General features: G+C 57.4%; 15 protein-coding genes and 1 pseudogene. 3 read left to right on the top strand and 13 right to left on the bottom strand.

The genetic code is table 11. The features are described 5' to 3' along the window. Positions 1–12: 12 nt before the first annotated feature. From Q2B33_RS05450 to Q2B33_RS05420, 7 genes and pseudogenes are all read right to left on the bottom strand, one after another. Positions 13–141, bottom strand: a complete 129-nt coding sequence (locus Q2B33_RS05450; protein ID WP_330684991.1) for a hypothetical protein — start codon at positions 139–141, stop codon at positions 13–15. 154 nt (positions 142–295) lie between these two features. Continuing rightward, positions 296–922, bottom strand: coding sequence for a YesL family protein (locus Q2B33_RS05445; RefSeq protein WP_300572147.1), 627 nt, complete (start codon positions 920–922; stop codon positions 296–298). An 11-nt stretch (positions 923–933) separates the two neighbouring features. Then, positions 934–2,655 carry a DUF3502 domain-containing protein gene (locus tag Q2B33_RS05440; protein WP_300572145.1) on the bottom strand — a complete coding sequence of 574 codons (1,722 nt, stop codon included), beginning with the start codon at positions 2,653–2,655 and terminating at the stop codon, positions 934–936. Then, positions 2,645–4,411: a sensor histidine kinase gene (locus Q2B33_RS05435; RefSeq protein ID WP_300572143.1), complete on the bottom strand. Its 1,767-nt coding sequence runs from the start codon at positions 4,409–4,411 to the stop codon at positions 2,645–2,647. Before Q2B33_RS05435 ends, Q2B33_RS05440 begins: the two co-directional genes overlap by 11 nt. Positions 4,412–4,426: 15 nt before the next feature. Continuing rightward, the gene (locus Q2B33_RS05430; RefSeq protein ID WP_300782800.1) at positions 4,427–5,944 is read right to left on the bottom strand and encodes a helix-turn-helix domain-containing protein; all 1,518 of its coding nucleotides are present in this window, start codon (positions 5,942–5,944) and stop codon (positions 4,427–4,429) included. Between the two features lie 176 nt (positions 5,945–6,120). Beyond that, entirely contained in the window at positions 6,121–9,345 is a 3,225-nt protein-coding gene (carB, locus tag Q2B33_RS05425; protein WP_300572139.1) for a carbamoyl-phosphate synthase large subunit, read from the bottom strand. A gap of 91 nt (positions 9,346–9,436) precedes the next feature. Beyond that, positions 9,437–9,922: pseudogene (locus Q2B33_RS05420) on the bottom strand (PD-(D/E)XK nuclease domain-containing protein); the annotation flags it as partial. Positions 9,923–10,224: 302 nt separating this feature from the next. On the opposite strand from Q2B33_RS05420, the gene Q2B33_RS05415 reads away from it, so the two are divergent. Beyond that, positions 10,225–12,150, top strand: a complete 1,926-nt coding sequence (locus Q2B33_RS05415; protein ID WP_300572137.1) for a DUF5696 domain-containing protein — start codon at positions 10,225–10,227, stop codon at positions 12,148–12,150. 276 nt (positions 12,151–12,426) lie between these two features. Here the strand turns inward: Q2B33_RS05415 and Q2B33_RS05410 are convergent, their stop codons facing one another. Together Q2B33_RS05410 and Q2B33_RS05405 are read right to left on the bottom strand one after the other, a co-directional pair. Continuing rightward, positions 12,427–13,365, bottom strand: coding sequence for a glycoside hydrolase family 43 protein (locus Q2B33_RS05410; RefSeq protein ID WP_300572135.1), 939 nt, complete (start codon positions 13,363–13,365; stop codon positions 12,427–12,429). Between the two features lie 86 nt (positions 13,366–13,451). Beyond that, the gene (locus Q2B33_RS05405; protein WP_300572133.1) at positions 13,452–14,951 is read right to left on the bottom strand and encodes an alpha-N-arabinofuranosidase; all 1,500 of its coding nucleotides are present in this window, start codon (positions 14,949–14,951) and stop codon (positions 13,452–13,454) included. A 356-nt stretch (positions 14,952–15,307) separates the two neighbouring features. Between Q2B33_RS05405 and Q2B33_RS05400 the strand changes: the two genes are divergently transcribed. After that, positions 15,308–16,087, top strand: a complete 780-nt coding sequence (locus tag Q2B33_RS05400; RefSeq protein ID WP_300572131.1) for a helix-turn-helix transcriptional regulator — start codon at positions 15,308–15,310, stop codon at positions 16,085–16,087. Between the two features lie 6 nt (positions 16,088–16,093). On the opposite strand, the gene Q2B33_RS05395 is transcribed toward Q2B33_RS05400, so the two are convergent. From Q2B33_RS05395 to Q2B33_RS05380, 4 genes are all read right to left on the bottom strand, one after another. Then, positions 16,094–17,545 carry a hypothetical protein gene (locus tag Q2B33_RS05395; protein ID WP_300572129.1) on the bottom strand — a complete coding sequence of 484 codons (1,452 nt, stop codon included), beginning with the start codon at positions 17,543–17,545 and terminating at the stop codon, positions 16,094–16,096. Further along, entirely contained in the window at positions 17,511–18,923 is a 1,413-nt protein-coding gene (locus Q2B33_RS05390) for an MBOAT family protein (protein WP_300572127.1), read from the bottom strand. Before Q2B33_RS05390 ends, Q2B33_RS05395 begins: the two co-directional genes overlap by 35 nt. 173 nt (positions 18,924–19,096) lie before the next feature. Continuing rightward, positions 19,097–19,804 carry a ThuA domain-containing protein gene (locus Q2B33_RS05385; protein ID WP_300572125.1) on the bottom strand — a complete coding sequence of 236 codons (708 nt, stop codon included), beginning with the start codon at positions 19,802–19,804 and terminating at the stop codon, positions 19,097–19,099. 72 nt (positions 19,805–19,876) lie between these two features. Then, a complete protein-coding gene (locus tag Q2B33_RS05380) occupies positions 19,877–21,493 on the bottom strand; it encodes an AAA family ATPase (RefSeq protein ID WP_300572123.1) in 1,617 nt (538 codons plus the stop codon). A 126-nt stretch (positions 21,494–21,619) separates the two neighbouring features. Here Q2B33_RS05380 and Q2B33_RS05375 point away from each other — a divergent pair, with 126 nt between their 5' ends. After that, a complete protein-coding gene (locus Q2B33_RS05375) occupies positions 21,620–23,581 on the top strand; it encodes a S8 family peptidase (RefSeq protein WP_300572121.1) in 1,962 nt (653 codons plus the stop codon). Positions 23,582–23,624 lie beyond the last annotated feature (43 nt).

The raw sequence follows: 23,624 nt of genomic DNA, 5'->3' as shown, positions 1-23,624 counted from the left end.
CGATTACATTTTTTATTCTTTCAGCTCATCGATATCCGTCAGATTGACCCCCAAAGAGTCGAGTACCGCTTTCAACGACTTGTAATCCTTTTTCAGGCCTTCATATGTCTTCATGGCATTCTCTTCTCTCGCATTTTTCATATGTGCCTGCACCTTCTGAAATTCATTGACTGTATCCCTGATAATTTCGGCTCCGCCCGGCATATAATCACCCGCTTTCTCCATACCGCCACAATCCCCCGGTTACAGCTTTATTATAGCAAAACGCCCATAGCATGTAAAGCGATATCTTGGCTTATCCCTCCTCCACACCAATGACTCCCCTGTCGATCAGCCCCTGGAAGACATGGTCAAATATGACGGCCTCCAGGTATCCGGAGATCCCCATGATGAACAGGGCGGGGAAATAGACGAAGAACCAAATCAGGAACACCGTCAGCGCCTGTATGGCCAGAACGGCCACCGTCCAGCCCGGGCAGCGGGCCATGATCGTCACGGCCATCCGGAAATGCCCGGAGGCCGTATTCCCGAACTTCGCCATAGCCGCGAACACAAAGGGGAACAGGGCCAGCACCAGCAGGGACAATACGGCGAACACGATGGTCTGCACCTGGTACCCCTCCCCCCAGAACAGGCTGTAATAGAAAAAGTCGAACGCGAATACAATCTGTGCCAGCACCAGGGGAACCCCCAGCTGCAGCCCCTGCTTCAGGTTCCCCCGGAACGCCTGGAAGAAGCGGCGGGCGATGTACCCCTCCTGATCCTTCACCGCCTGCAGCAGCACCTCGAAAAGGGCAGCCGTGGCGGCCCCCATGGTGAGGATGGGAAGGCTGCACAGGAACCACAATATCCCCACATACAGCATCATCACCAGTTTGTTTATCCCCCGCGCAAAGGGAGAATTCAGGCTAAATAAGTTCATGTCCTCTCTCCTCAGTCCGTCAGCGCCACAGGCGCAACGTCTCCAGCGCCAGGAAGCTGTGCCGCATAGTCCGTCAGCTGTTCCTGAATCGCCTCCAGATATTGTTCAAAACCTGCCCCGTACAAGCGCTGGTTGGCTTCCTCAAGAGCCTCCAGATAGTCCTCCCCGTATCCGCACACCAGCGGCTGGAAATATTGGAGCCATACCCGCTCTACCGCAGCCTGTTCCTTTCCAGACAGCACAAACGAAAATCCGTCCAGCGGATCGTCCTCCACCGCCTTCCCTGTCTCCTTGCTCCAGTCAGGAAACGCATGATATACTTCTTCATCCCATTTCCTGTTCACGGGAATCCCTTCATAGCCCATTGTGTCGTCCGTAACGGCAGTCCAGCCAAAGCGGTTCTGGGAGCTGATCCCATCAAAACCGATTTTTCCGTCCACGAGGTTATAGTTTTCACCCTCTGCTCCGTATGCCACCAGAGAATAGTATCGCGCGTCCGTATGGATTTTTTCCAACAGCTCCATGGCCAGTTCCGGCTCCGTTGTCTTCGCTGAGATGGAAATCACAGAAGCGCCTGCAAGGGAGCCTACATGGTAGGTATCGAACTGAGCCAGATAAGGAAAAAAGTTGAATTCCCATTCGGGATTCTTCTCATACAAAGCCGGAATCCAATGGTTGTTCAGGGACCAGATGGGATTGTTGGTCTCACAGGGTTTCTTATCCTCCAGAATCAACGTTTTGCCCAGCTCACCCTCATTGTCGGATCTTGACAGCATATCGGAGTCCAGGATTCCGTCCCGCTTCCATTTCCAGATATAGGCCAGTACCTCCTTGAATTCCGGCGTCTCCGTACGGTTCAGCGCCTTATAGGGATTTGCTGCCTCCACCACCACCAGGGGCGTCTCCAGGCTGCTGTTCAGCTCCAAATATTTCCCCCTTGTGAGCAAGAGCCACAGACTGCTCCACACCCGGTTATCCGTGACCAAAGGCGCATCCCGATACCGCTCGTCCTGCTTTGCCCGGTAGAGATAGGCCTCCATGGTCTCCAGGTCGCAAACCTCCTCCAGGCCCCATTCCCTGCGCAGATCCTCTCTGTAGAAAAACCCCTCCCCTGCGCTGACGATTCCGCCCTGTCCGAATTGGGGAAGTCCATAAAGCCCTCCGTTAATCTCACATTTTTTCAGGGCATTGGCATCGTAAAAGGCGTAGTGCTCCTTCAGGGCCGGAACCGCGTCCAGGTAGTCGTTCATATCCAGGAACGCGTTCTTATAGACTAGTGTCCTGTAGTCAGAAAACACGCCCCCGGGAATGAAGTCGTACTCCCCGGAGGCGGTCACGATGTTCAGCTGCCGCCTTTCGTTTCCCCAGGGGATGAATTCGAAGCGCAGGGTGCAGTTCAGCTCCGGGATGGTCAGGGCGTCCAGCTGCCTGTAAATCTCGTCCATCCCCTCCTCCGGCATGTTGCCCAGGGTAATGGCACGGAAATTGACGATGGGCCGGACAGCCTCCCCGCTCTCCCCTTCTTCCGCCCCCCGGCTGCAGCCCCCTAAAAGCAAAACGGACAGACAGAGCAGGGCGACCCCGCGCGGCAGGGCGGCCGTCCGCCGCTTTCTGCTGCTTCTGTCAGCCTGCTGCCGTCCGAATGCGCCCTCCCCGGCGCTGTTCCCGGCCAGGAGGCGCTCCTCCGCAACCCCCCTCTTTGCGCACCTTTGTCTCTTCCTGTCACTTCTCATGCTCCACCGCCTCTTCCGCCTCCGTCCTGACAGGGATGTTGATGATCACGCAGGTGCCGATTCCCGGTGAGCTCTCCACCTGCACCGGGATGCCCTCCCCGAAGAACAGCTCCAGCCTGTGCTCGATGTTGGACAGGCCGTAATGGCTGCCCTGGTGTGACTTCTTCTTGTCCTCCTGGGTCATCCCCTCCCCGTCGTCGGTGACGCTCAGGGTAATCCTGCCGTCCTCCATCCACCCGTTTAAAATCACCATCCCCCGGCCGTCGGCCTTTTCATTGATGCCGTGGATGATGGCATTCTCCAGGAAGGGCTGCAGGGTGATCTTCGGAATCAGGCAGTCCAGGATATCCCCGTCCACCTCCACCTCGTAACAGATTCGCCCCCTGTACCGGCGCTTCTGGATCTCCATGTAGGCCTCGCACATCTCCACCTCGTCCCGGATGGACACGATGTCCCTGCCCTTGCTCAGGGTGAGCCGGTAGAACCGGGACATGGCCTGGACCACGCTGCGGATGTTCTCGGACTCCTTCTTCTGGGACATCCAGTTAATCATGTCCAGGGTATTGTAGAGGAAATGGGGATTGATCTGGGACTGGAGGGCCTTCAGCTCCGCCTCCACCTTCTCCTGACCCAAAATGTACTGCTCCCGCAGAAGCGCCTCCACCTGGTCCACCATCACATTGTAATTGCCGATCAGCTGCCCGATCTCGTCCCGGGAGGGGCCCTCCTCCATCTTGCAGATGTTCCCCTCCTGAATCCGCAGCATCTGCTCCTTCAGGAGCTTCAGGCGGCCGGTGATGGACTTTGCCATGGTGGCCATCACCATCACCACCAGCAGGCTCACCCCCAGAAACACCATGCCCATGCCGCCGTTGGGCACGTTCATCCCCTCCCGGACGGCCCCCTTGGGGATGACGGACACCAGGTACACATTGGAGCCGTCGATGCGGCAGCTCCTGGCATAGCAGGGCTCCCCTCCAAGCGTGATGCTGCCGAACTCCCTGTCGTCAACGTTCCGCTGGGAAACCGACAGCCTGTGCAGCGCCTCCTCCGGCAGGTTGGAGGCCAGGAGGGTGCCGTCCGCCGTCTCCAGGTACAGCTCCTGCTCCTCGTAGGCGTTCTGCAGCATATTCTCCAGATTCTTCCGCTCCATCAGGATGGCCAGGATTCCCACGGTCTGACTGTAGTCATCCGGGTTCCACAGCTCCCTGGCGATGGCCGCGTAGGAGCCGCCCTTCCCGCTTCCGTCCAGCAGCACCCAGACAGGGCGCCCGTTGTTCTCCCGCAGGCTCTGATACCACCGGGAGCCGTAGGCGTCCGTGAGAGGGCGGTACCGGCTGCTCTGGGCATTGACTACCAGGTAGCTGTCTTCGATATAGAAGACAATGTTGCTGGAATCCATGGTCATCTCCAGGCCGTAGGCATAGGAATTGATGTTCTCGAACAGCATCAGCTGCTCCGCCACGTCCATCTCCTTGTCATCGAAACGCAGCACCGGGCTGGCCATGTCGTTCACCGCGAACAGGGTGGAGATGTTGTGGAGCCTGGACAGCTTGTCCCCCACCGCCTGGTACACCTGGCTGTAGCCCTGGTTCAGCGCGTAGATCAGCCGCTCCTCGGTCTGGATCCTCACCGTGGCGAAGGACACCGCCATCACGATGCCCACCGGCAGGATGCCCCCCAGTACGATCAGCAGGAGGATTTTCCCCCGCAGGGACGCGTTCCGGAACCACTCCCTGACTTTTCCCATATCCATCACCCCAGACATCCTCTACTCTTCACTGCGTGCGCTCCGGTACTCCAGCGGCGTCATGCCCGTGCCCTCCCGGAACACCTTCGAAAAATAGTTGGCATTGGCATAGCCGCACTTCTCGGCGATCTCCGTTATCTTCATATAATCCTGCTCCAGCAGCTTTTTGGCCTTCTCCAGCCGGTAGCCGCTCAGGTACTGCTTCAGGGTCACCTTCATCTCCTGCTTGAACAGCACGTTCAGATAGGCCGGGGAGAAATGGAAGGCCTCCGCGATCTGGGCAGTGCTCAGATTCTCCTCCCCGTAATGGGCGGCGATATAGTCCAGCACGCCCCGGATCACCCTGCCGAACCCGGACATCTCCTCCTCCCTGTCCTGCACGCACCCCAGCACGGTGTCCGTGAAATCCTGGATTTCCTTCAGGCTGTCCATGTTGAGCACCGCGGCCTGCAGCTGCTCCTCCCCGCCTACCCAGGGCACGCAGTCGTAGCTGGAGGGATATTGGCGGAACACTGCCGTCAGCAGGGAGACCATCAATGTGTACACCTGCTCCTTCTGATAATATTTCCTGGCCAACAGGTCTCCGAAGAGGCTGCGGAACCACTCCGACAGCTTCCTGGAGCCCTCAGGCAGGACCCGCAGAAAGGCCCCGTAGATGCCCGGCTCCATGAACCGCTTTTGTAGGATGGTCTCGTCTATCTCGAACAGCCTCCCCTCCGGCTGGTAGAACGCGCAGTTCATGGCGGCGCGGGCCGTCTTGCAGCTATTGAAGATATTTTTGTAGTCCTCCACCTCCATGCCCACTGCCACCTTACAGTCCGGCCATCTGTCCAGCACCCTCTGATATAAGGGGCCCAGGCGATAGCGGTTCCTGTCCTGGCAGGCGATGACGGCCTCAAAGGCGGACGGCTCCTGCCATATGCCGATGGCCTTCCCCTCCGCATGGAGCGCCATGTCCAGGAGCTGCTCCAGCTCCTCCCCGGTAGTCTGTCGGGCTCTGGGGAACTGCACCCCCAGACACACATATCTTCCGTTCAGCGGGAAATCCACTTCCCGGGCCAGCCGCTCCGCCGTCCTCCAGTCGCTGTCCCTGTGGGTCAGCAGCTCGAAGAGCTTCTGCTGGCGGAATTCCCGGTTGCCCTCGTCCGCCTCTTTGGTGCGCCTCTCCCGGAGAACCTCCTCCACGGCCCGCCCCAGGGCTTTCCTGACCTGGCCCACGTCAATGGGCTTTTCGATAAAGTCGATGACGGACAGCCGGATGGCGCTTTTGAGATATTCCGTCTCCAGGTAGCCGCTGATGAAGATGATCTTGCTCTCCGGCGCCAGGCCCAGCAGCTCCTCGGCGAAAGCGATCCCGTCCATTTTCGGCATGCGGATATCCGAAATCACGATGTGGGGCCGGAACCATTTCACGATTTTCAGCGCTTCCTCTCCGTTCACCGCCTGCATGATCTCGTCTATGCCGAATTCCTCCCAGTCGATCTCCTCCAGCAGACCCTCCCTGGTGTAATCCTCGTCATCCGCTATCAGTATCTTCATGCCATTCTCCCCTGTCCGAATCTCCTGCGCTCCTACGCCCTTCCACTTCACTTTACCTGCGGTGCGCCAAAGTGGCAAGAAGAAAAAAGCTGGAAAAAGGGTAATTTTCCATGATGTCCAAAACCGCCGCATCCAATCCGGATACGGCGGTCCTGCCTCTTTATGGATTTCTGTCCCTATTCGGTTCTGATCTGTCCGTGGAGGGTCTGCAGGGAGTGCACCTCCCCATTGCCCGCCTTCTGCACGTATAGAATCCCTTCCGCTGTAGCCTTCGCAGCCGCGATGGTAGTCATATAGGGAATCTTGGCCTTGATGGCGGCTTTCCGCAGATAGCTGTCATCGTACTCGCTGTCGTCCCCCACGGGCGAATTCACGATCAGGTCAATGTCGCCATTGGTGATGAGATCCAGCAGATTGGGCCTGCCCTCATACAGCTTTTTCACAAGCCCGGCTTCCAGGCCCGCCTCTTTCAGCAGAGCGCAGGTAGTACCGGTGGCGAGGATTTTGAACCCTGCCTCCGCGAAGGCCTTTCCTACCTCCACCACCTCCGCCTTGTCCCTGCGGTTCACGCTGATCAGTACGGTGCCGCTCAAGGGGAGCCTGGTCTGGGTGGCCTCCTGGGCCTTGAAGAAGGCCTCGCCCACGGACGCGGAGAGCCCCAGCACCTCGCCGGTGGAGCGCATCTCCGGCCCCAGGATGGGGTCTACCTCCGGGAACATGTTGAAGGGGAACACGGCCTCCTTCACCCCGTAATAAGGTATCTGCCGCTCTTTCAGGCCGGGCACGGGGGAGGGCTTCCCGGTGATGTCCGCCGTGATGATCTCCGTGGCCAGGGGCACCATGCGGATGTTGCAGACCTTCGACACCAGGGGCACGGTCCGGGAGGCTCTGGGGTTGGCCTCCAGCACGTAGACCTTCCCGTCCTCGATGGCGTACTGCATGTTCATCAGGCCCCGCACATGCATCTCCTCGGCGATTTTCCTGGTGTATTCCTTGATGGTGGCCACGTTCTCAGGGGAGATGTGCCTGGAGGGGACGATGCAGGCGGAGTCTCCGGAGTGGATTCCGGCCAGCTCGATATGCTCCATCACCGCGGGCACAAAGGCGTGCTTGCCGTCGCTGATGGCATCGGCCTCGCACTCGGTGGCATGGTTCAGGAAACGGTCAATGAGGATGGGCCTGTCCGGCGTCACCCCAACCGCCGCTCTCATATAGTCGGCCAGGCTCTGGTCGTGGTGCACCACCTCCATGCCCCGGCCTCCCAGCACATAGGAGGGCCGCACCATCACGGGATACCCTATACGATGGGCAATCTCCAGGGCCTCCTCCACGGTGGTGGCCATGCCGGACTCGGGCATGGGAATCTCCAGCCTGTCCATCATGGCCCGGAACAGATCCCTGTCCTCCGCCATGTCGATCACGGAGGGGGCGGTGCCCAGGATGCGCACGCCATTCTTCTCCAGCTCCGCCGCCAGGTTCAGGGGCGTCTGGCCGCCGAACTGGGCGATGACGCCCAGGGGCTGCTCCTTTTTGTAGATGCTCAGCACGTCCTCCAGGGTCAGGGGCTCGAAGTAGAGCTTGTCCGAGGTGTCGTAGTCCGTGGACACGGTCTCGGGATTGCAGTTCACCATGATGGTCTCGAAGCCCAGCTTCTTCAGGGCCAGGGAGGCGTGGACGCAGCAATAGTCGAACTCGATGCCCTGGCCGATGCGGTTGGGGCCGCCGCCTAAGATCATCACCTTGGGCCTGTCCCTGCGGACGGGGTTTTTGTCGGGAGCGTTATAGGTGGAATAATAATAAGCGCTGTCCGGCGTGCCGCTTACATGGACACCCTCCCAGCTCTCCTCCACACCCAGGGAGATGCGCCTCTCCCTGATTTCCTGCTCCGGCACGTCCAGGAGGATGCTTAAGTATTTGTCCGAGAAGCCGTCCTTCTTGGCCCGGACCAGCTCCTGGTCCGTGGGAAGGGCCCCTCTGTGCTCCAGCAGCCCCTTCTCCTCTTCCACCAGCTCCTTCATCTGTTCGATGAACCATTTCTTTACACGTGTGATTTCGTGCAGTTCTTCTACGGAAGCGCCTTTTTTCAGGGCCTCGTACATGGCGAAATGCCTCTCGCTGGAGGGAGCGGCCAGCATCCTGCACAGCTGCTCCTTCGATTTCTCCCGAAGCCCGGGAATCTGGCCCAGGCCATATCTGCCGGTCTCCAGGGAGCGGATGGCTTTCTGGAAGGCTTCCTTGTAGTTCTTCCCGATGCTCATGACCTCGCCCACGGCACGCATCTGGGTGCCCAGCCTGTCCTCCACGCCCTTGAACTTCTCGAAGGCCCAGCGGGCGAATTTGATGACCACGTAGTCGCCATCCGGTACATATTTATCCAGTGTACCGTATTTCCCGCAGGGGATGTCCTTTAAGGTCAGGCCCGCCGCCAGCATGGCGCTGACCATGGCGATGGGGAAGCCTGTGGCCTTGGATGCCAAAGCGGAGGAACGGGAGGTGCGTGGGTTAATCTCTATGACGATGATGCGGTCGCTGACGGGATCGTGGGCGAACTGCACATTGGTGCCGCCGATGACCTGCACGCTCTCCACGATGGCGTAAGCCTGGCTCTGGAGCCGCTCCTGCAGCTCCCTGGAGATGGTGAGCATGGGGGCCGCGCAGAAGGAGTCGCCGGTATGCACGCCTAAAGGATCGATGTTCTCGATGAAGCAGACCGTGATCATGTTGCCCTCCGCGTCCCGGACCACCTCCAGCTCCAGCTCCTCCCAGCCCAGGATGGACTCCTCCACCAGCACCTGTCCCACCAGAGAGGCCTGGAGCCCCCTGGCGCAGACAGTGCGCAGCTCGTCCTTATTGTACACCAGCCCGCCGCCTACGCCGCCCATGGTGTAGGCCGGGCGCAGGACTACGGGGTATCCCAGCTTATCGGCGATATCCAGGGCCTCCTCCACGGTATAGGCCACCTCGCTGCGGGCCATCTCTATCCCCAGGGCGTTCATGGCCTTCTTGAACTCGATCCTGTCCTCCCCCCGCTCGATGGCATCCACCTGGACGCCGATGACCTTCACCTGGTATCTGTCCAGAATCCCTGCGTTTGCCAGCTCCGCGCACAGGTTCAGGCCGGACTGCCCGCCCAGGTTGGGCAGCAGTGCGTCCGGGCGCTCCTTGGCGATGATCTGCTCCAGGCGCTCCTTGTTCAGGGGCTCGATGTAGGTCACGTCCGCCGTCTCCGGATCCGTCATGATGGTGGCGGGGTTGGAATTCACCAGTACGATTTCATAGCCCAGCTTCTTCAGGGCCTTGCAGGCCTGGGTGCCGGAGTAGTCGAACTCACAGGCCTGGCCGATGATGATGGGGCCGGAGCCGATGATGAGCACTTTGTTGATGTCTGTTCTCTTTGGCATGTATTATCCTCCTGATCGGCATGAATGTCCATTTTTCTTGTGTCAACATTATAGCATCAGGGCGGCAAGAATGCAATTTTGCAATGCAAATTTATTTTTGGGCTTCTTCGATGATGCATTCGTGCGCCTTTGTCTTCTTATTGTAATTCACTCCCACCAGCAGGAGATTTCCCTGATATTCTTCCAGGCTCCTGCAGTATTCCTTCTTTTTTATCTGCTCCAGGGCGCCCTTCGCATTTTTATCCCACTTCAATTCCACCACCAGGGCCGGTTTCTCCGGGAAACGTTTCCTGGGCAGGAATACCAGATCCGCATAACCCTTTCCACCGGCCAGTTCACGGTGTACGGTATAGAAATTCCTCGCCGCGTACAGGGCCAGTGAAATGGTATAGCTCAGGGCGTTTTCATCATTATACTGGATATGCGAAGTCTCAAAATGCGCCTCTTTCATGCGCTCCGCAACCTCCCGGGGCCGCCCCTGCCAGATGGCGTTCAGGGTATCCGCGGAATTCCTCAATGCCTTCGACACTTCTCCCCAGTCGGACACGGACACTGCATTCACATACTCGAAACGGATTTTAAACCCCTCGTTGCCCGGATTCAGATAATTTCCCATTTGCCGCCTCCTTGTCCTTTCGCTGTCTCTCCTCTCTATTATACGATACCGAAAATAAGGAGACGACCATAAATTGCGCAAAGGGCTTATAAAAGGACTGCCGTTACCGCGGGGCTGAAAATCTGCAAACAGCTTGAAAATGACGTGGAATCTGCTATAATCAAACTATGGTTTAACCCGACTCACGAGCGAAGGCTAATGGGGACTCTGCGGCAGATTCCATCGCTTGTGAGTATATCCAGCAAAACGGAAAGGAGATCGACATGATTCAAATCACGCTTGCGGGGACTGAACTGCGCTTTGACGAAGCCAATCTGCATGTTTCCATGACCCGGAACGGAACGGATTGGAGCTGGGAATCGGACTACATACCCGTATTCAATGCGGCACAGAAGGAGATTCCCTTCCTGGACGCGGCTTCCGTCTCCCACGAGGTGCGCCAGACAGGCCTGGGGAAGGGAATCCTCTCCCGGTATGAGGGCTTTGCCGCGGATGGGGACGCGTCCGTGCCCGGCTTGAGCTTTTGCACCTATGTATGGATCGAGGGGGCCACGGGGGACGTGTTCTTCGAGTGGATCCCCCTGGGGGAAGAGGGTGCCGGCATCCAGTCCGTCACATGGCCCGGGCCCATGGCCTTCCGGGAGAAAAGGGAGGACTGGTACACGCTGCTGAACTACCATCAGGGGCTCCTGATCCCCAATACCTGGGAGACGGAGCTGGGGAAGCTCCCCTTCGGCGGCTCCCTGTGCTCCGCCGCCAGTTACATGCCCTGGTTCGGCCAGGTGAAGGCCGGAGAAGGGTACATAGCCATCTGCGAGCAGCCCTGGGACAGCGCCTTCTACGCGGAGCATCCCGCCGGAGGGCCCTACACGAAAGCCGGGGTGCGCTGGGGGGCCAGCCTGGGGAAGATGCGCTACCGCAGGGTCATGCGCTACACGCTGCTGAGCGAATGTGACTACAACGATATCTGCAAAGTGTACCGCAGCTATGTGAAGGAGAAGGGCCTGTTCTGCAGCCTGAAGGAAAAGGCGGCGAAGGCCCCCGGGGTGGACCGGCTGATCGGAAGCCTCTTCCTCCATCGGGGAATCAAGAATCATGTCTGTCCGGAATCCTCCATGTACGATGCGGAGCATCCCGGCAAATACGACCGCGTGGTGCCCTTCCGGACACGGACAGAGGAGATCAAAGCCCTCCGGGCCCAGGGCTTCGAGAAGCTCTACCTGCACCTGGACGGCTGGGGAGACCCGGGATACGACAACCAGCATCCCGACTATCTGCCCCCCTGTGAGGAGGCCGGCGGCTGGGATGGCATGAAGGAGCTGGCGGATACCCTCCACGACTGCGGATATCTCTTCGGCATCCACGACCAGTACCGGGACTACTATTTCGACGGGAAGACCTTCGACGCCTCCTTCGGCTGCCTCCAGACGGACGGCACCATTCCGGAGCACGCCAACTGGGCAGGCGGACATCAGACATACCTCTGCGCCACCCAGGCCCCCTATTATGTGAAGCGCAATTTCCGCCAGCTGGCGGAGCATGATATCGGCCTGGACTGTGCCTACCTGGATGTCTTCACCTGCAATGAGCCGGATGAATGCGCCAATCCCATGCACTATATGAGCCGCAGGGACTGTCTGGATTTCCGGGGGCAGTGCTTCGAGTACCTGCTCTCCCAGGGGATCCTCCCCAGCTCCGAGGAGGTCTCCGACTGGAGCATGAAGAGCCTGGTGTTCTGCCATTACGCGCCCTATCAGTTCCAGATGTGCAAGCCCGGCACGCCCCGGAAGGGCATTCCCGTGCCCCTGTTCAATCTGGTATACCACGATTGTGTCATTATCCCCTGGATGATGGAGAAGATGGACGCGCACAACGACTACATGCTCTACGCCCTGTTGAACGGCGGCGCGCCCTACCTGATCCGGGACGGCGCTTATCCGGGCATCGACGGCTCCTTCCAGCCGGAGTTCACCTTCACCGAGCAGGAGGCCTATGACCGGTGCAGGGTGGTAGCCGATCTCCATGAACGGATCGCCGCCTGTGAGATGGTGTCCCATAAGCTGCTTGCACCGGACGGGTCGAAGCAGGAGACTGTGTTCAGCGACGGCACCAGGGTGCGGGTGGATCTGGACGCGCTCAGCTACGAGATCTGTAAGGGCGATGCCGCAAATCATGCTGCACCTCAATGAAAATTGCAGCAACCTGCAACGAAAGGCCGCCGGCCGTATATGCTCACCATGGACAAATCTGTAAATCCTGACGGTCTTGATTATAGCAGAAAGCCCCAAAGCCAGCCTGCGGTCTGCGGAGCGCAGGCTTCTGCGAGAATCTGCCGCCGAAAGAACCGGCTGACAAAGGAACCGGCTGACAAAGGAACCGGCTGGCAAAAAATACGAATCCCGCCGGAATCAGGCTTTTTCGATACCTGCATTCCGACGGGATTCCCTTTGTCCGCTCCAGGCGGCCTATCTCCAGCTATGTCCCTTTATCCTCTCATACTCTTCTATGGTGATGGTCAGTATGGTTCCATGCTTGAAGCCATAGGGGAAGGAGAACGCCCTGTCCGCACGGACGAATTCACCGGACTTCAATGACTCTGCCACGAAAGGCACATAGCCCTGCCCCTCCCCGGGCACGCCGTAATAGTCCAGGAACAGGCACCACTTCCCGTCCTCCAGCCGCACGGCAGTAGGCGCCTCGTACAGCCCGCTCTCCACGGTTTCCATGCTCCGGTCAAAGCTTTCCACCCTTTCATAGGGGCCTGTGACATGGTCTGCGGCCAGGAGGATGATCTTGGCCGGATTCGCTTCGCTCTTCACGAAGAGATAATAGCGCCCGTCCTCCTCATAGATTGCGGAATCGATGACTCCGCTGTCATACTTCCGGTACAGCACCTTCGGCTCCGTAAAGCTCCGGAAATCCTTTGTCCTGCTGTAATAGATTCCCTTGGGGCCATAGCCGTTGGCGCAGTGGGAGGAAGACCAGTGCAGCACATAGTCCCCCTGCTCCCTGTCGCAGATGACGTCCGGCGCCCAGAGGCATCCGAAGTCCTCGTTTCCTAACCTGACCAGCCGCTGCTCCGTCCAGTCCGTGAGATTGTCGGATTCCCACAGGGCCAGGCATTTGCTGCCGTTTCGGCCGATTTCGTCCCAGGAATGGCGATATTGATTGCGCATGCCGTAGGCCAGGCTCAAATCCGTGGCAATGATATAGAATTTCCCGTTCTCCTCACATCGGATAATCGTAAAATCCCGCACGCCCTTATCCCCGTAATAGGCCCAAAGCACCGGTGCGCCGCCGTTTACCGCCTCCCAATGGCAGCCGTCCCTGCTGAGACCGAAGTATACCTGTTCTCCGTCAGGCGTTGCCTTTTCCCTGAAATGCACGAATAAATATGTCTGCATCCCGCTTCTCCTTACCCCTTTTCCTCTGCGTTGCCTACACTCCCGCATTCTGCCCATACTGCTGCATGCGGCCCCTGCTTCCAGATTTATTTCTTCAATCTCACCACATTCCAGCTATGCTTACCGAACACGGTGTTGAACCTTCCGTCCTCCAGGCGGGAGGCGTTCCCTGCCACAGGCACCACGCACTGAGGGGCATCCTCCGTATTGACGGCCTTCATGTCATCATTGGTCAGGATGATATGCTCGACGACCTTGTAGTCCGCGAACTGCCTCATGTCGCAGCTTACCTCCAGATCCTCCTCCAGGTCCTTGTTCACCGCGAAGATGGTCAGCTCCTCGTCCGCCTCATTCCAGACGCAGACGCTGTCCAGGAAGGAGACCTCGCCATAATTTCTGCTCTCATAGAAGGGCGCTTTCACCAGGGTGTTCAGCACTGTCCCCCTGCCGTACACGCTGGCATGCATATAGGGATAGAAAATCGTCTGCCTCCAGGCCCCGGTGTCCGAGGTCATGATGGGCGCGATAACGTTCACCAACTGGGCCAGGCAGGCAACCTTCACCCGATCCGCATGGCGCAGCATGGTGATCAGCATGCTGCCCACCAGCAGCGCGTCCTCGAAATTGTACACGTCCTCCAACTGATGGGGGGCCTGCACCCACTTCTCCAGCTTCGCGTCCGCCTCGTTGCTGTGATACCACACATTCCACTCGTCAAAGGACAGGTTGATCTGCTTCTTGCTGCGCTTCTTGGCTTTCACGCAGTCCGCGATGGACAGGACGGAGCTGATGAACTCGTCCATGCCCTTGGAATTTGCCAGAAATTCCGGCGTATTGTTGTCCCGGTTCCCATAGTACTGATGGAGGGAGAGATAGTCCACCTGGTCATAGCATTCGCTCAGGACCTCGTCCTCCCAGTGGCCGAAAGTATCCATGCCAAGGGAGGAGCTGCCGCATGCCACGGTCTCGATGCTCGGATCCATGAACTTCATCAGCCTGCTGGTCTCCGCCGCGGCCCGGCCGTACTCCTTCGCCGTCTTGTGCCCCATCTGCCAGGGGCCGTCCATCTCGTTGCCCATGCACCAGAGCTTGATGTCGTGGGGCTCCTCATAGCCGTGCTTCCTCCGCAGGTCGCTGTAATAGCTGCCTTTTTTAAAATTGCAGTACTCCAGCAGGTCCTTGGCCTCCTCCGGCCCCCTGGTTCCCAGGTTCACCGCCATCATCACTTCCGTCCCGGCTTTCTTCGCCCAGTCCACGAACTCATTCAGGCCGAACTGGTTGGACTCTATCACCTGCCAGGCCAGATCCACCTTGGCAGGCCGCTGTTCCTTGGGCCCCACGCCGTCCTCCCAGTGGTAGCCGGAGACGAAATTCCCGCCGGGATAGCGCACGATGGGCACCTGAAGCTCCTTTACCAGCTCCAGCACGTCCTTACGCATCCCCTGCTCGTCCGCGAAGGGGCTGTCCTCCTGATAGATGCCTTCATACACCGCCCGTCCCAGATGCTCGATGAAGGAGCCGAAAATCCTCTTGTCCACTGCCCCTGTGAGGAAATATTTGTCTACGATGATCTCTGCCTTTTTCATTTTGCCTGTACCTCGTTTCCGCGCCGCCTTTTCGCTTCCTGCGGCTTTGCCGCTGCGCTGTGTTCTTTGATGTTCCTATCATAACCCTGTTCCCGCAGATATTCCATCGCCTTTTTTCCGTTCTGTTTGACTTTTCTTCCGGTCATGTGATATGCTAAACTTATCCCCGGAGGGCAGCCTGACCGTAAGCTGCAGAAGGTGAAGCCCTGCGCCGGGCGGCAGACTTCCCATACCCTGCCCTCCGAATCCAAATCCCCTGGGGCACCGTCCCAAAGCGGCCCGCAGACAGCGGCCCCTCCCGCATGCGATTCGGGCAGATTTACCATGCAGCCGTCCCCAGCCACAAGGAGCATCCCATGTACATATTGAATTTCTGCGAATACAACCGTTCCAACCACGACTTTGACACGATTTTCCGGCCGGTGGGAAGCGGGGATTACCTTTTCCTTCAGTTCAAGTCCCCCATGAAGGTCTATCTCGACGACAAAATCATAATCACGAAGGAGAACGCCTGCATCCTCTACACCCTGGGCATGCCCCAGCACTATCAGGCCGTCCACAGGTTCCGCAACAACTATCTTCACTTTTCTTCCGATAAGAATCCGGCCCTGGATTTCCCCATGCCGGAAAACACGGTCTTCTACCCGGAAAATTCCATACAAATCGACTCCCTGATCTCCCGGCTGCAGCAGGAGCACTTCTCCGGCCTTCCCCACAGGGAGGAAGCCGTCCACGCCCTGATGACCCTGCTGTTCCTCTCCATCAGCCGCCGTCTGACCCAGGAGACGGCGCAGAAAGACGAAGCCGTCCATCTCTACCCCCTGTTCCAGACCCTGCGCCTGGAAATGCTCACCCAGTGCGAAAAGGACTGGGACATAGAGCGCCTCTGCCAGAGGGCCAATCTGGAGAAAAGCCAGTTCTATGTCTACTACCGCAGCTTCTTCTCCTCCACGCCAAAAAAAGACCTCCTCCATGCCAGGCTGGAGAAGGCCAGGAATCTGCTGAGCAATGAGGCCCTGCAGGTGAAGGAGGTGGCGCAGCTATGCGGCTTTGGCAGCCAGGCCTACTTCACCCGCGCCTTTAAGGCCTGCTATGGGTGCGCCCCGGGGAGCTACGGCAGGATATCGAAAACCTGACGATATCTAGCGCATCGCTTTCGATTCCGGTGAGCAGGTATAAAAAACGACTTCATCCAGTATCCGATGCGTCTCATTGCTGTAGACCACAAAATTCAATCCTTCGGCATGTCTTGAATATTCCTGCCCATTTAGCAGAATCGAGCTGCCCCCACCTTGATTCCGTTGGCCGATTGTAATGGAATATGCCATACTGCCGCTGTCGAAGGTGCCGGATACTTCCAGCTCTTCATCTCCAAACTCCTCGGCAATCAACTGTCCCTGTTCCACAACTGCCACATAGCCATCCCCGGCCCTCCGGGGCCAGTCTGCCGATAGCCCCATGGCCTGAAAGTCTTTTCGCAGTTCCTCGCTCATTGCGGCGGACGCGCCATCCCTGGCGGAGATAATAATCGTGTATCTGTCCCGCGCTTTTCCCAGGGCATCCAGATACTGATCCATATAGTCAATATGCGGCAGATTGTCGTCTGCGATGATATCCGCATACTCATCCATATCCATATCCGCGTCTGTCCCCGTGGATTTCCACCGTTTTATATCCGAAATCAACTGCCCTGTCCTCAGAGCCACCCCTTCTGTATTCAGATGCAGATTTGTATCGTAGAAATACCTATAGTCAAACATATAATCCGCATAGTTGCTGATTACCGGGCAATCCAGCCTGTCCGCCAGCTGTTCCTGAAAGGCTTCGAATTCCGCTGCTTCTGCCGTTACATTTCCATTCCCTATAGGATATCCCGCCACAAGCAGCGTCGCTCCCCGCTTCGTCAGATATCCATTCAGCTCATTTATCCTGTCCACAGCGGCGTCCCCTATGCCGGGAGGTACGACTTCTCCCTCGAATGTATACTGATTCCCCTCCCGCAAAAGGGCCACATCGCCATATTCATTGAACGCGCTTCTTGCATACAGCCCTCCCGGATCTTGATTTCCGGTCCCGGCGGAATGATACCCAAGGCAATGCTTTAAGTATATCGGGAACGCTTTCGCCATAGTCCCTATATCATTAACCCTCAGGATTTTCCACAGATTCAAATGGTTCTCTATAGAAGACCAGGCTGTCATGGCATCCTGAATCACATTATCATCATCATAATCGCTATGACATATAATATAAATATCGCCTTGCGCAACATTATATTTCGCCATCTCTTCATGGAATGCATTTCCGTTCCCGCCATGCAGTCCCATGTTGACGACAGGCATGCCGAAAGCCTCCTCTATCCGTTCGGAATCAATGCCAAATGTCAGACTCGAATGTCCGAGCAAAACGATTTTCGGCCCATCGATGGATTCCAGCCGCTCCACCTTGTCGATCAGGGACGCATTGTAGCCGTTCTCATACTGCGGCAGGACATGATAGATATACCCTGCCAACAGGCAGAGCGCGGCAACCAGCTTCAATAGGAATACGATATTTCTCTTAGAATTGGAAGTAGATAAACTGCGTCTGTTCATAGCCTGTCCCATAAAGCCCCCAGTAGAGCAATGCCAGCATAATCCCTGCGTATATAATCCATCGGAATACAATCTGCTGTCTAAAAATCGCGGCCTTTATGTCCTTTCCACAATATTTCAGTATATCTATTGCCATGATGATCAAAAGCGGGACCATGACTGTCATCAGTACATAGGAACTGCTGAATGCTCCCACAAAGCCGAAATCGATGAACCAGGCCAGCCTGAAGTCGTTCTTGATTCTTTTCAGCATCTGTAATGCCGTCCTGAAACTCGCCGCTCTGAAGAACAGCCATGTAAAGTCGATGAGCACAAATGTAACAATCCGCTGAAGCGCCCTGTACATGAATGCCCCTCTATCCACCGACAGCTTCCGCTCAATCTTATCCCTGACAGGCCTGCTCACATCTTCCAGAACGCTGAAAAGCCCGTTCAGGCCTCCCCATGCCACATAATGCCAGGCAGCTCCATGCCATAGGCCAGAGCAGAGGAACACAATCATCGTATTCATCTGTTTTCGGACTTTTCCTTTTCTGCTGCCTCCAAGCGGGACATACACATAATCCCGAAACCATGATGTCAGCGAAATATGCCATCTTCTCCAGAAGTCCTTGACGGACCGCCCCATATAGGGCGCATCGAAGTTCTGGTTCAGCTTAAACCCCAGCACCCTGGCTGAGCCAATGGCAATCTGTGTATATCCGTTAAAGTCACAATAAATCTGAAACGCGAACAAAACCGTTGCAGTCAAAAGCATCAGGCCTGACTGGCTGTCCGGGGCTTTGAAGACCGGGTCTATCACTGCCGCGATATTGTCGGCCACTGCAATTTTCATGAACAGCCCATATGCCATAGTGAGCAGCCCGTCTTTCGCATCGTCCACATCGAATTCAGGATTACCCCTCAGCTGAGCCAGCAGATTCTTCGACCTTTCAATAGGGCCCGCCACCAATTGAGGAAAAAAGGAGACGAACAGCGCATATCTGAACGGGTTCTTTTCAGCCTGGATTTCATCCCTGTACACATCTATCGTATAGCCGATTGCCTGAAAGATGAAAAAGGAGATTCCCACCGGCAGGACAATATCAAAATCAGGGCAGCGCACCGCAATGCCCGCCTTCTGGAACACCGCATTGATATTGTCGATTGCGAAATTGGTATATTTAAAATAGAACAGCAGCCCCAAATTGACAATCAGGCTTGCTGCCACCGCCGCACCTTTGAAGCTCCTCCGCTTCCTGCCGACACAGCGCCGCCCCACCCAGGATAGGGACAGCCCGCACGCGTAGGTCACGACGGTGGTGAGCAGTATCAGGAGCCCGTATTTCACATTCCAGGACATATAGAAATAGTAGCTGGCTATCAGAAGCCAGTACATCCTTGCTTTCCTGGGCATCACAAAATACAGTAGCACAACTATAGGGAAGAACACCAAATAGTCAACTGAATTGAAAGACATGTCAATAATCCCTTCCACGCTCCCAATCCTCATCCGCTCCCGCACCAGCATGGCACCAGGCGGATTTCGGAAAGGAATGCACAAAAAGCCCTTTAAACGTTCTCCAGCGCCTCCACATGCGGGCAGTCCAGCTCCACCCGCCGGATGGGGCATGCCCACTGCACGGCGTTTCTGATGATCTGCTGCACATATTCGTTCTGGAAGGAAAGGTTGGTCTCATGTCCCGGCTGAAAGTAGAAAATCCTCCCGTTTCCCCTCACCCAGGTGCAGCCGCTGCGGAACACCTCGCCGCCGTTGAACCATCCCATGAACACCGTCTCCTGGGGCTCCGCGATGTCAAACGGTTCCCCGTACATCTCCTCACATTCCAACGAAAAGGTCTCCGGTATCCCCTTGGCGATCGGATGGTTGGGCTTTACCGTCCAAATCCGCTCCCTGGCACCGTCCCGCCATTTCAGGTTGCAGGTGGTCCCCAGCATCCTGCGGAAAATCTTGGAATGGTGGCCGGAGTGCAGCACCACCAGGCCCATGCCGGACAGGATGTGCCGCTGTACCCGGTCTACGATTTCGTCCGGCACCCTGTCATGGACCATATGGCCCCACCACACCAGCACGTCCGTGTCCGCCAGCACCTCCTCCGGCAGCCCGCACTCCTCGTCGTCCAGCGTAGCCGTGCGCACCTGGATTCCCTCATCGACCAGGAATCCGGCTATGTAGGCGTGGAGCCCGCCGGGATACAGCTCCGTCACGCGCTCCTCCATTTTTTCGTGTAGATTTTCATTCCATACCGTCACCTTCATACTCTGTCCTCCATTCTCATGCCCATGCGCTTTCCTACTGTCCCTTCACAGAGGATATAGGGCAACCTACCATCATCTTAGCATCCGCCCGGTTATTTTGCAATCCTTTTGCCGCTCTGCTCTCTCAATCACGCAGGAATGCTTGCGCTTTTCTGCATCCCGGTCATACGCAATGCCCACCAGCAGAATCTCCCCGCCGTAATCCCAAAGCGCCTCCGGATACTTCTTCTCCTTAATCTGGGCAATGGCGCCCTCCGCCACCTGGTTCCATTTCAGTTCAATCACCAAGGCGGGCATGGGCGACATTTTCTTCGGCAGGTACACGATATCCGCATATCCGTCTCCTGATGGCAGCTCCTCGAATTTCATGTATTGATCCTTATAGCTGAAATACGCAAGCTTGATGACGCTGCGCAGGGACTGTTCATTATGATAAAAGAGAGGCGCCGTCTCTTCCCTGTGTATCTTTTCAATCTGGGCCGCCACCGCCTCCTCATTCCCCTGTACTGTGTCCAGAATCAGCCTGTCGCTCTCCCGAACCCGCCTGATGGTCTCATCCCGATTCACCCCGCGGACTGTCCTGGCAAACTCCAGCCTGATTTCCTCGTTTGGAATCCGGGCCCTTCCTGTCTCCCTGTCATAGGAAAGATATCCCAGATGAATCAGCAGCGTCAGCACATCATCCCGGTCGCGGAACGTCACCAGGTCGTTTGCGAAGCCGTCGGTATCCACCGGAACGGCAATCCCGCCCAAAAGCTCCGCCAGGGTTTTAGACATGCCGTCAAAATCCAGGCTGATATATTCCATCAGGCTTCTGGACGCGGACGTCTCCGTCCAGTAAGAGCGGAACCCGTTGCTGCGGACAGCTTTCATCACAGAATTGGGATTGTATATGGAATTCACGCCCTCCAACACATACCCGTCATACCACTGCTTCATCCTGTCAAAGTCCCTGTCATATTCCGCGCAGAGCCTCCTTACCTCTCCTTCCGTAAAGCCCACAAACTGTGCGTATTCCATAGGAAAGATAACGGAAAACTCCTGAAAATCCGAAATCGCCGACTGGGAGCCGTCCTTTTTAATGGGCAGAATCCCTGTCATATAGGCTGCCGCGAAAATCCTGTCCGTAGTGCCGCTGCTTTTGAACAGGCTGCGCAGAAAATGGAGGTATGCTTCCTGCATCTGCGGCGTCTCCCGAATGGGCGCATCCCATTCATCTATGATCGTGATGAACTTGCGCCCCGTCAGGGCAACTGCCGAAAGCAATGTGGCAGTCAGGGATTCGTCAGCCTTTATCTGCGGATACTCTGCCTGAAGCTCCTTCGTCAGTCCCCTCCTGATAAAGGGGACCAGCCCTTCTTTCCCAGCTTCCCCCATGACGTTCGTCATATCCAGATAAATCACGTCGTATTGATTCAGGTGCCGCCTGTAGCTGTCATTCATCTTTTCATTGAGGGCAATCTCCAGATCGTCGAACAGCATGGAAGAATCGCAGGTTCTGTCATAGTAAGCGCACAGCATCTTGGCCGCAAAGGTTTTGCCGAAACGGCGGGGGCGGCTGATACAGGTCAGCTTCCTTGTAGTCTCTATGGTCTCATTCATCAGCCCAATCAGGCCGGATTTATCCACATACCGACTGTTTCTTATGATTTCGAAACCGCTGTTTCCCGGATTTAGGTACATTCCCATCCCGCATCCCTCCCGCTCTCTACATTGGATGTCTTTATTATAAGCGATTCACCATACTTTCACAACAGCAAATTTATTCTGAAACACGCCCCGCCCGCATAGACTGGGAGAAGAAAGGAGATAGCCATGAACCAGAAACTGGAGGATATCCTGCAGCTGGCCCTGCAGACGCCGGAGCAGACCAGGGCGCTGACGGAGGAGCTTAACGTAGGCTTCGACACCCAGGCCCGCACCTGGGAGCTGATCGTAAAGTACCATGGCAGCCTGGAGACCCTGAAGACGCTGGGCATAGAGGTGGAATATCTGATTGCCGGGTACGCGGTGCTGACCGTGCCGGAGCAGTTCGTGGACAGGATGGTGGAGCTGGAAGAGATAGAATACGTGGAAATGCCCAAGCGGTATTTCTACGATATCGAGATGCCCACGGACAATTCCTGCATCGCCCAGGTGACGCTGCGCCATCCAAACCTCTCCGGGGCCGGAGTCCTGGTGGCGGTTCTGGACAGCGGCATTGATTATAAATTACCGGAATTCCGAAAATCGGACGGCAGCACCAGAATCCGGTTCCTCTGGGACCAGACCCTGCAGCCGGAGGCACCGGCCGGGGCCGGCACCGGCCGGGAGGCCGGAGGCAGCGCCGCAACCGATATGGGTGGCGCAGAGAATGCCGCTATGGACGGCACGCAGGATTCCGCTCTGAACGCAGCACGCCCGGCACGCCGTCCTCCCGCCGGTTACCGGCTGGGCGTGGAATTCGATTCCGCGCAGATCAATCAGGCGCTGGCTGCGCCTACGGGACAGCGGCAGTACGAGCTGCTGCCCAGCATAGACTCCAGCGGCCACGGCACGGCGGTGGCAGGAATCGCCGCAGGGGACAGCCCCATGTATCAGGGCGTGGCGCCGGAGGCAGAGCTTCTGATCGTCAAGCTGGGCCTACCGGACGCGGCCTCCTTCCCCAGGACCACGGAAATCATGCGCGCGGTCACCTACGCAATCCACAAGGCCAAAGAGCTTCGGATGCCCCTGGTCATCAACCTGAGCTTCGGCAACACCTACGGAGCCCATGACGGCAGCTCCCTGATAGAGCGGTTCCTGGACAATGCCGCCGAAATCGGCCGCACCGTCATCTGCGTGGGCAGCGGCAACGAGGGGAACAGCGGCGGCCATCTGGCAGGCAGCCTTCTGCAGGAGGACGACATCGCCGGAGGCAGGCCGGGGGCAGGAATCCCCTCCGGCAGCGCAGACGGCATCCCCAGCCGGATCGGCCCCATCGCCCGTCCCGTGTCCGTGGAGCTGGCAGTGGCGGACTATGAGCGTACCCTGAACGTCCAGCTCTGGAAGAACTATTGCGATACCTACCGCATCTTCCTGCGCTCTCCCGGCGGCCAGGAGACCCAGCTGCCTGAAATGATCAATGGCGGGAAATATACCCTGACCCTGGAACAGACCCAGATACTGGTCTATTTCGGGAAACCGGCGCCTTACGCGGTGGCGGAGGAGATCTATTTCGAGATGCTGCCGGAGGGCCGGAACTACATCAACAGCGGCGTATGGACGATACGGCTGGAGCCCCTGCAGGTGGTGACGGGGCGCTATTATTTCTACCTGCCCTCCGCGGTGGTGCGGGCGGCGGGCACAGGCTTCTACCAGTCCACGCCGGAGGTGACCCTGACCATCCCCTCCACCGCGGCAAAGGTCATATCCGTGGGCGCCTACGACAGCACCTATGAGGCTTACGCGGATTTCTCGGGGCGGGGGTACGCGGACGCCAACCGGACCATCGGCGTGGTGGCAGCTGGGCTGGCCAAGCCGGACCTGGCCGCGCCGGGGGTGGGCATCCTCGCACCGGACATCTATGGGGGCTATAGGCCGGTGACGGGCACGTCCTTCGCCACGCCCATCGTGGCGGGAAGCTGCGCGCTGCTCATGGAATGGGGAATCGTGCGGGGGAACGACGTGTTCCTGTATGGGGAGAAGGTGAAAGCGTACCTGCGGGCCGGAGCCAGGGCGCTGCGGGGGGAGACGGCGTATCCCAACAGCAGGGTCGGATGGGGCGGGCTGTGCGTCAGTTCCAGTCTGCCGACATAAAAACATGCTGACATGGCCTCCTGAAGGCAAAAGGCGCAGGCGA

This window comes from uncultured Acetatifactor sp. (assembly GCF_948601915.1).
Taxonomy (GTDB): domain Bacteria; phylum Bacillota; class Clostridia; order Lachnospirales; family Lachnospiraceae; genus Acetatifactor.
Note: the sequence above shows the minus strand (reverse complement) of the source record. Positions and strands in the feature narration are given on the sequence as shown.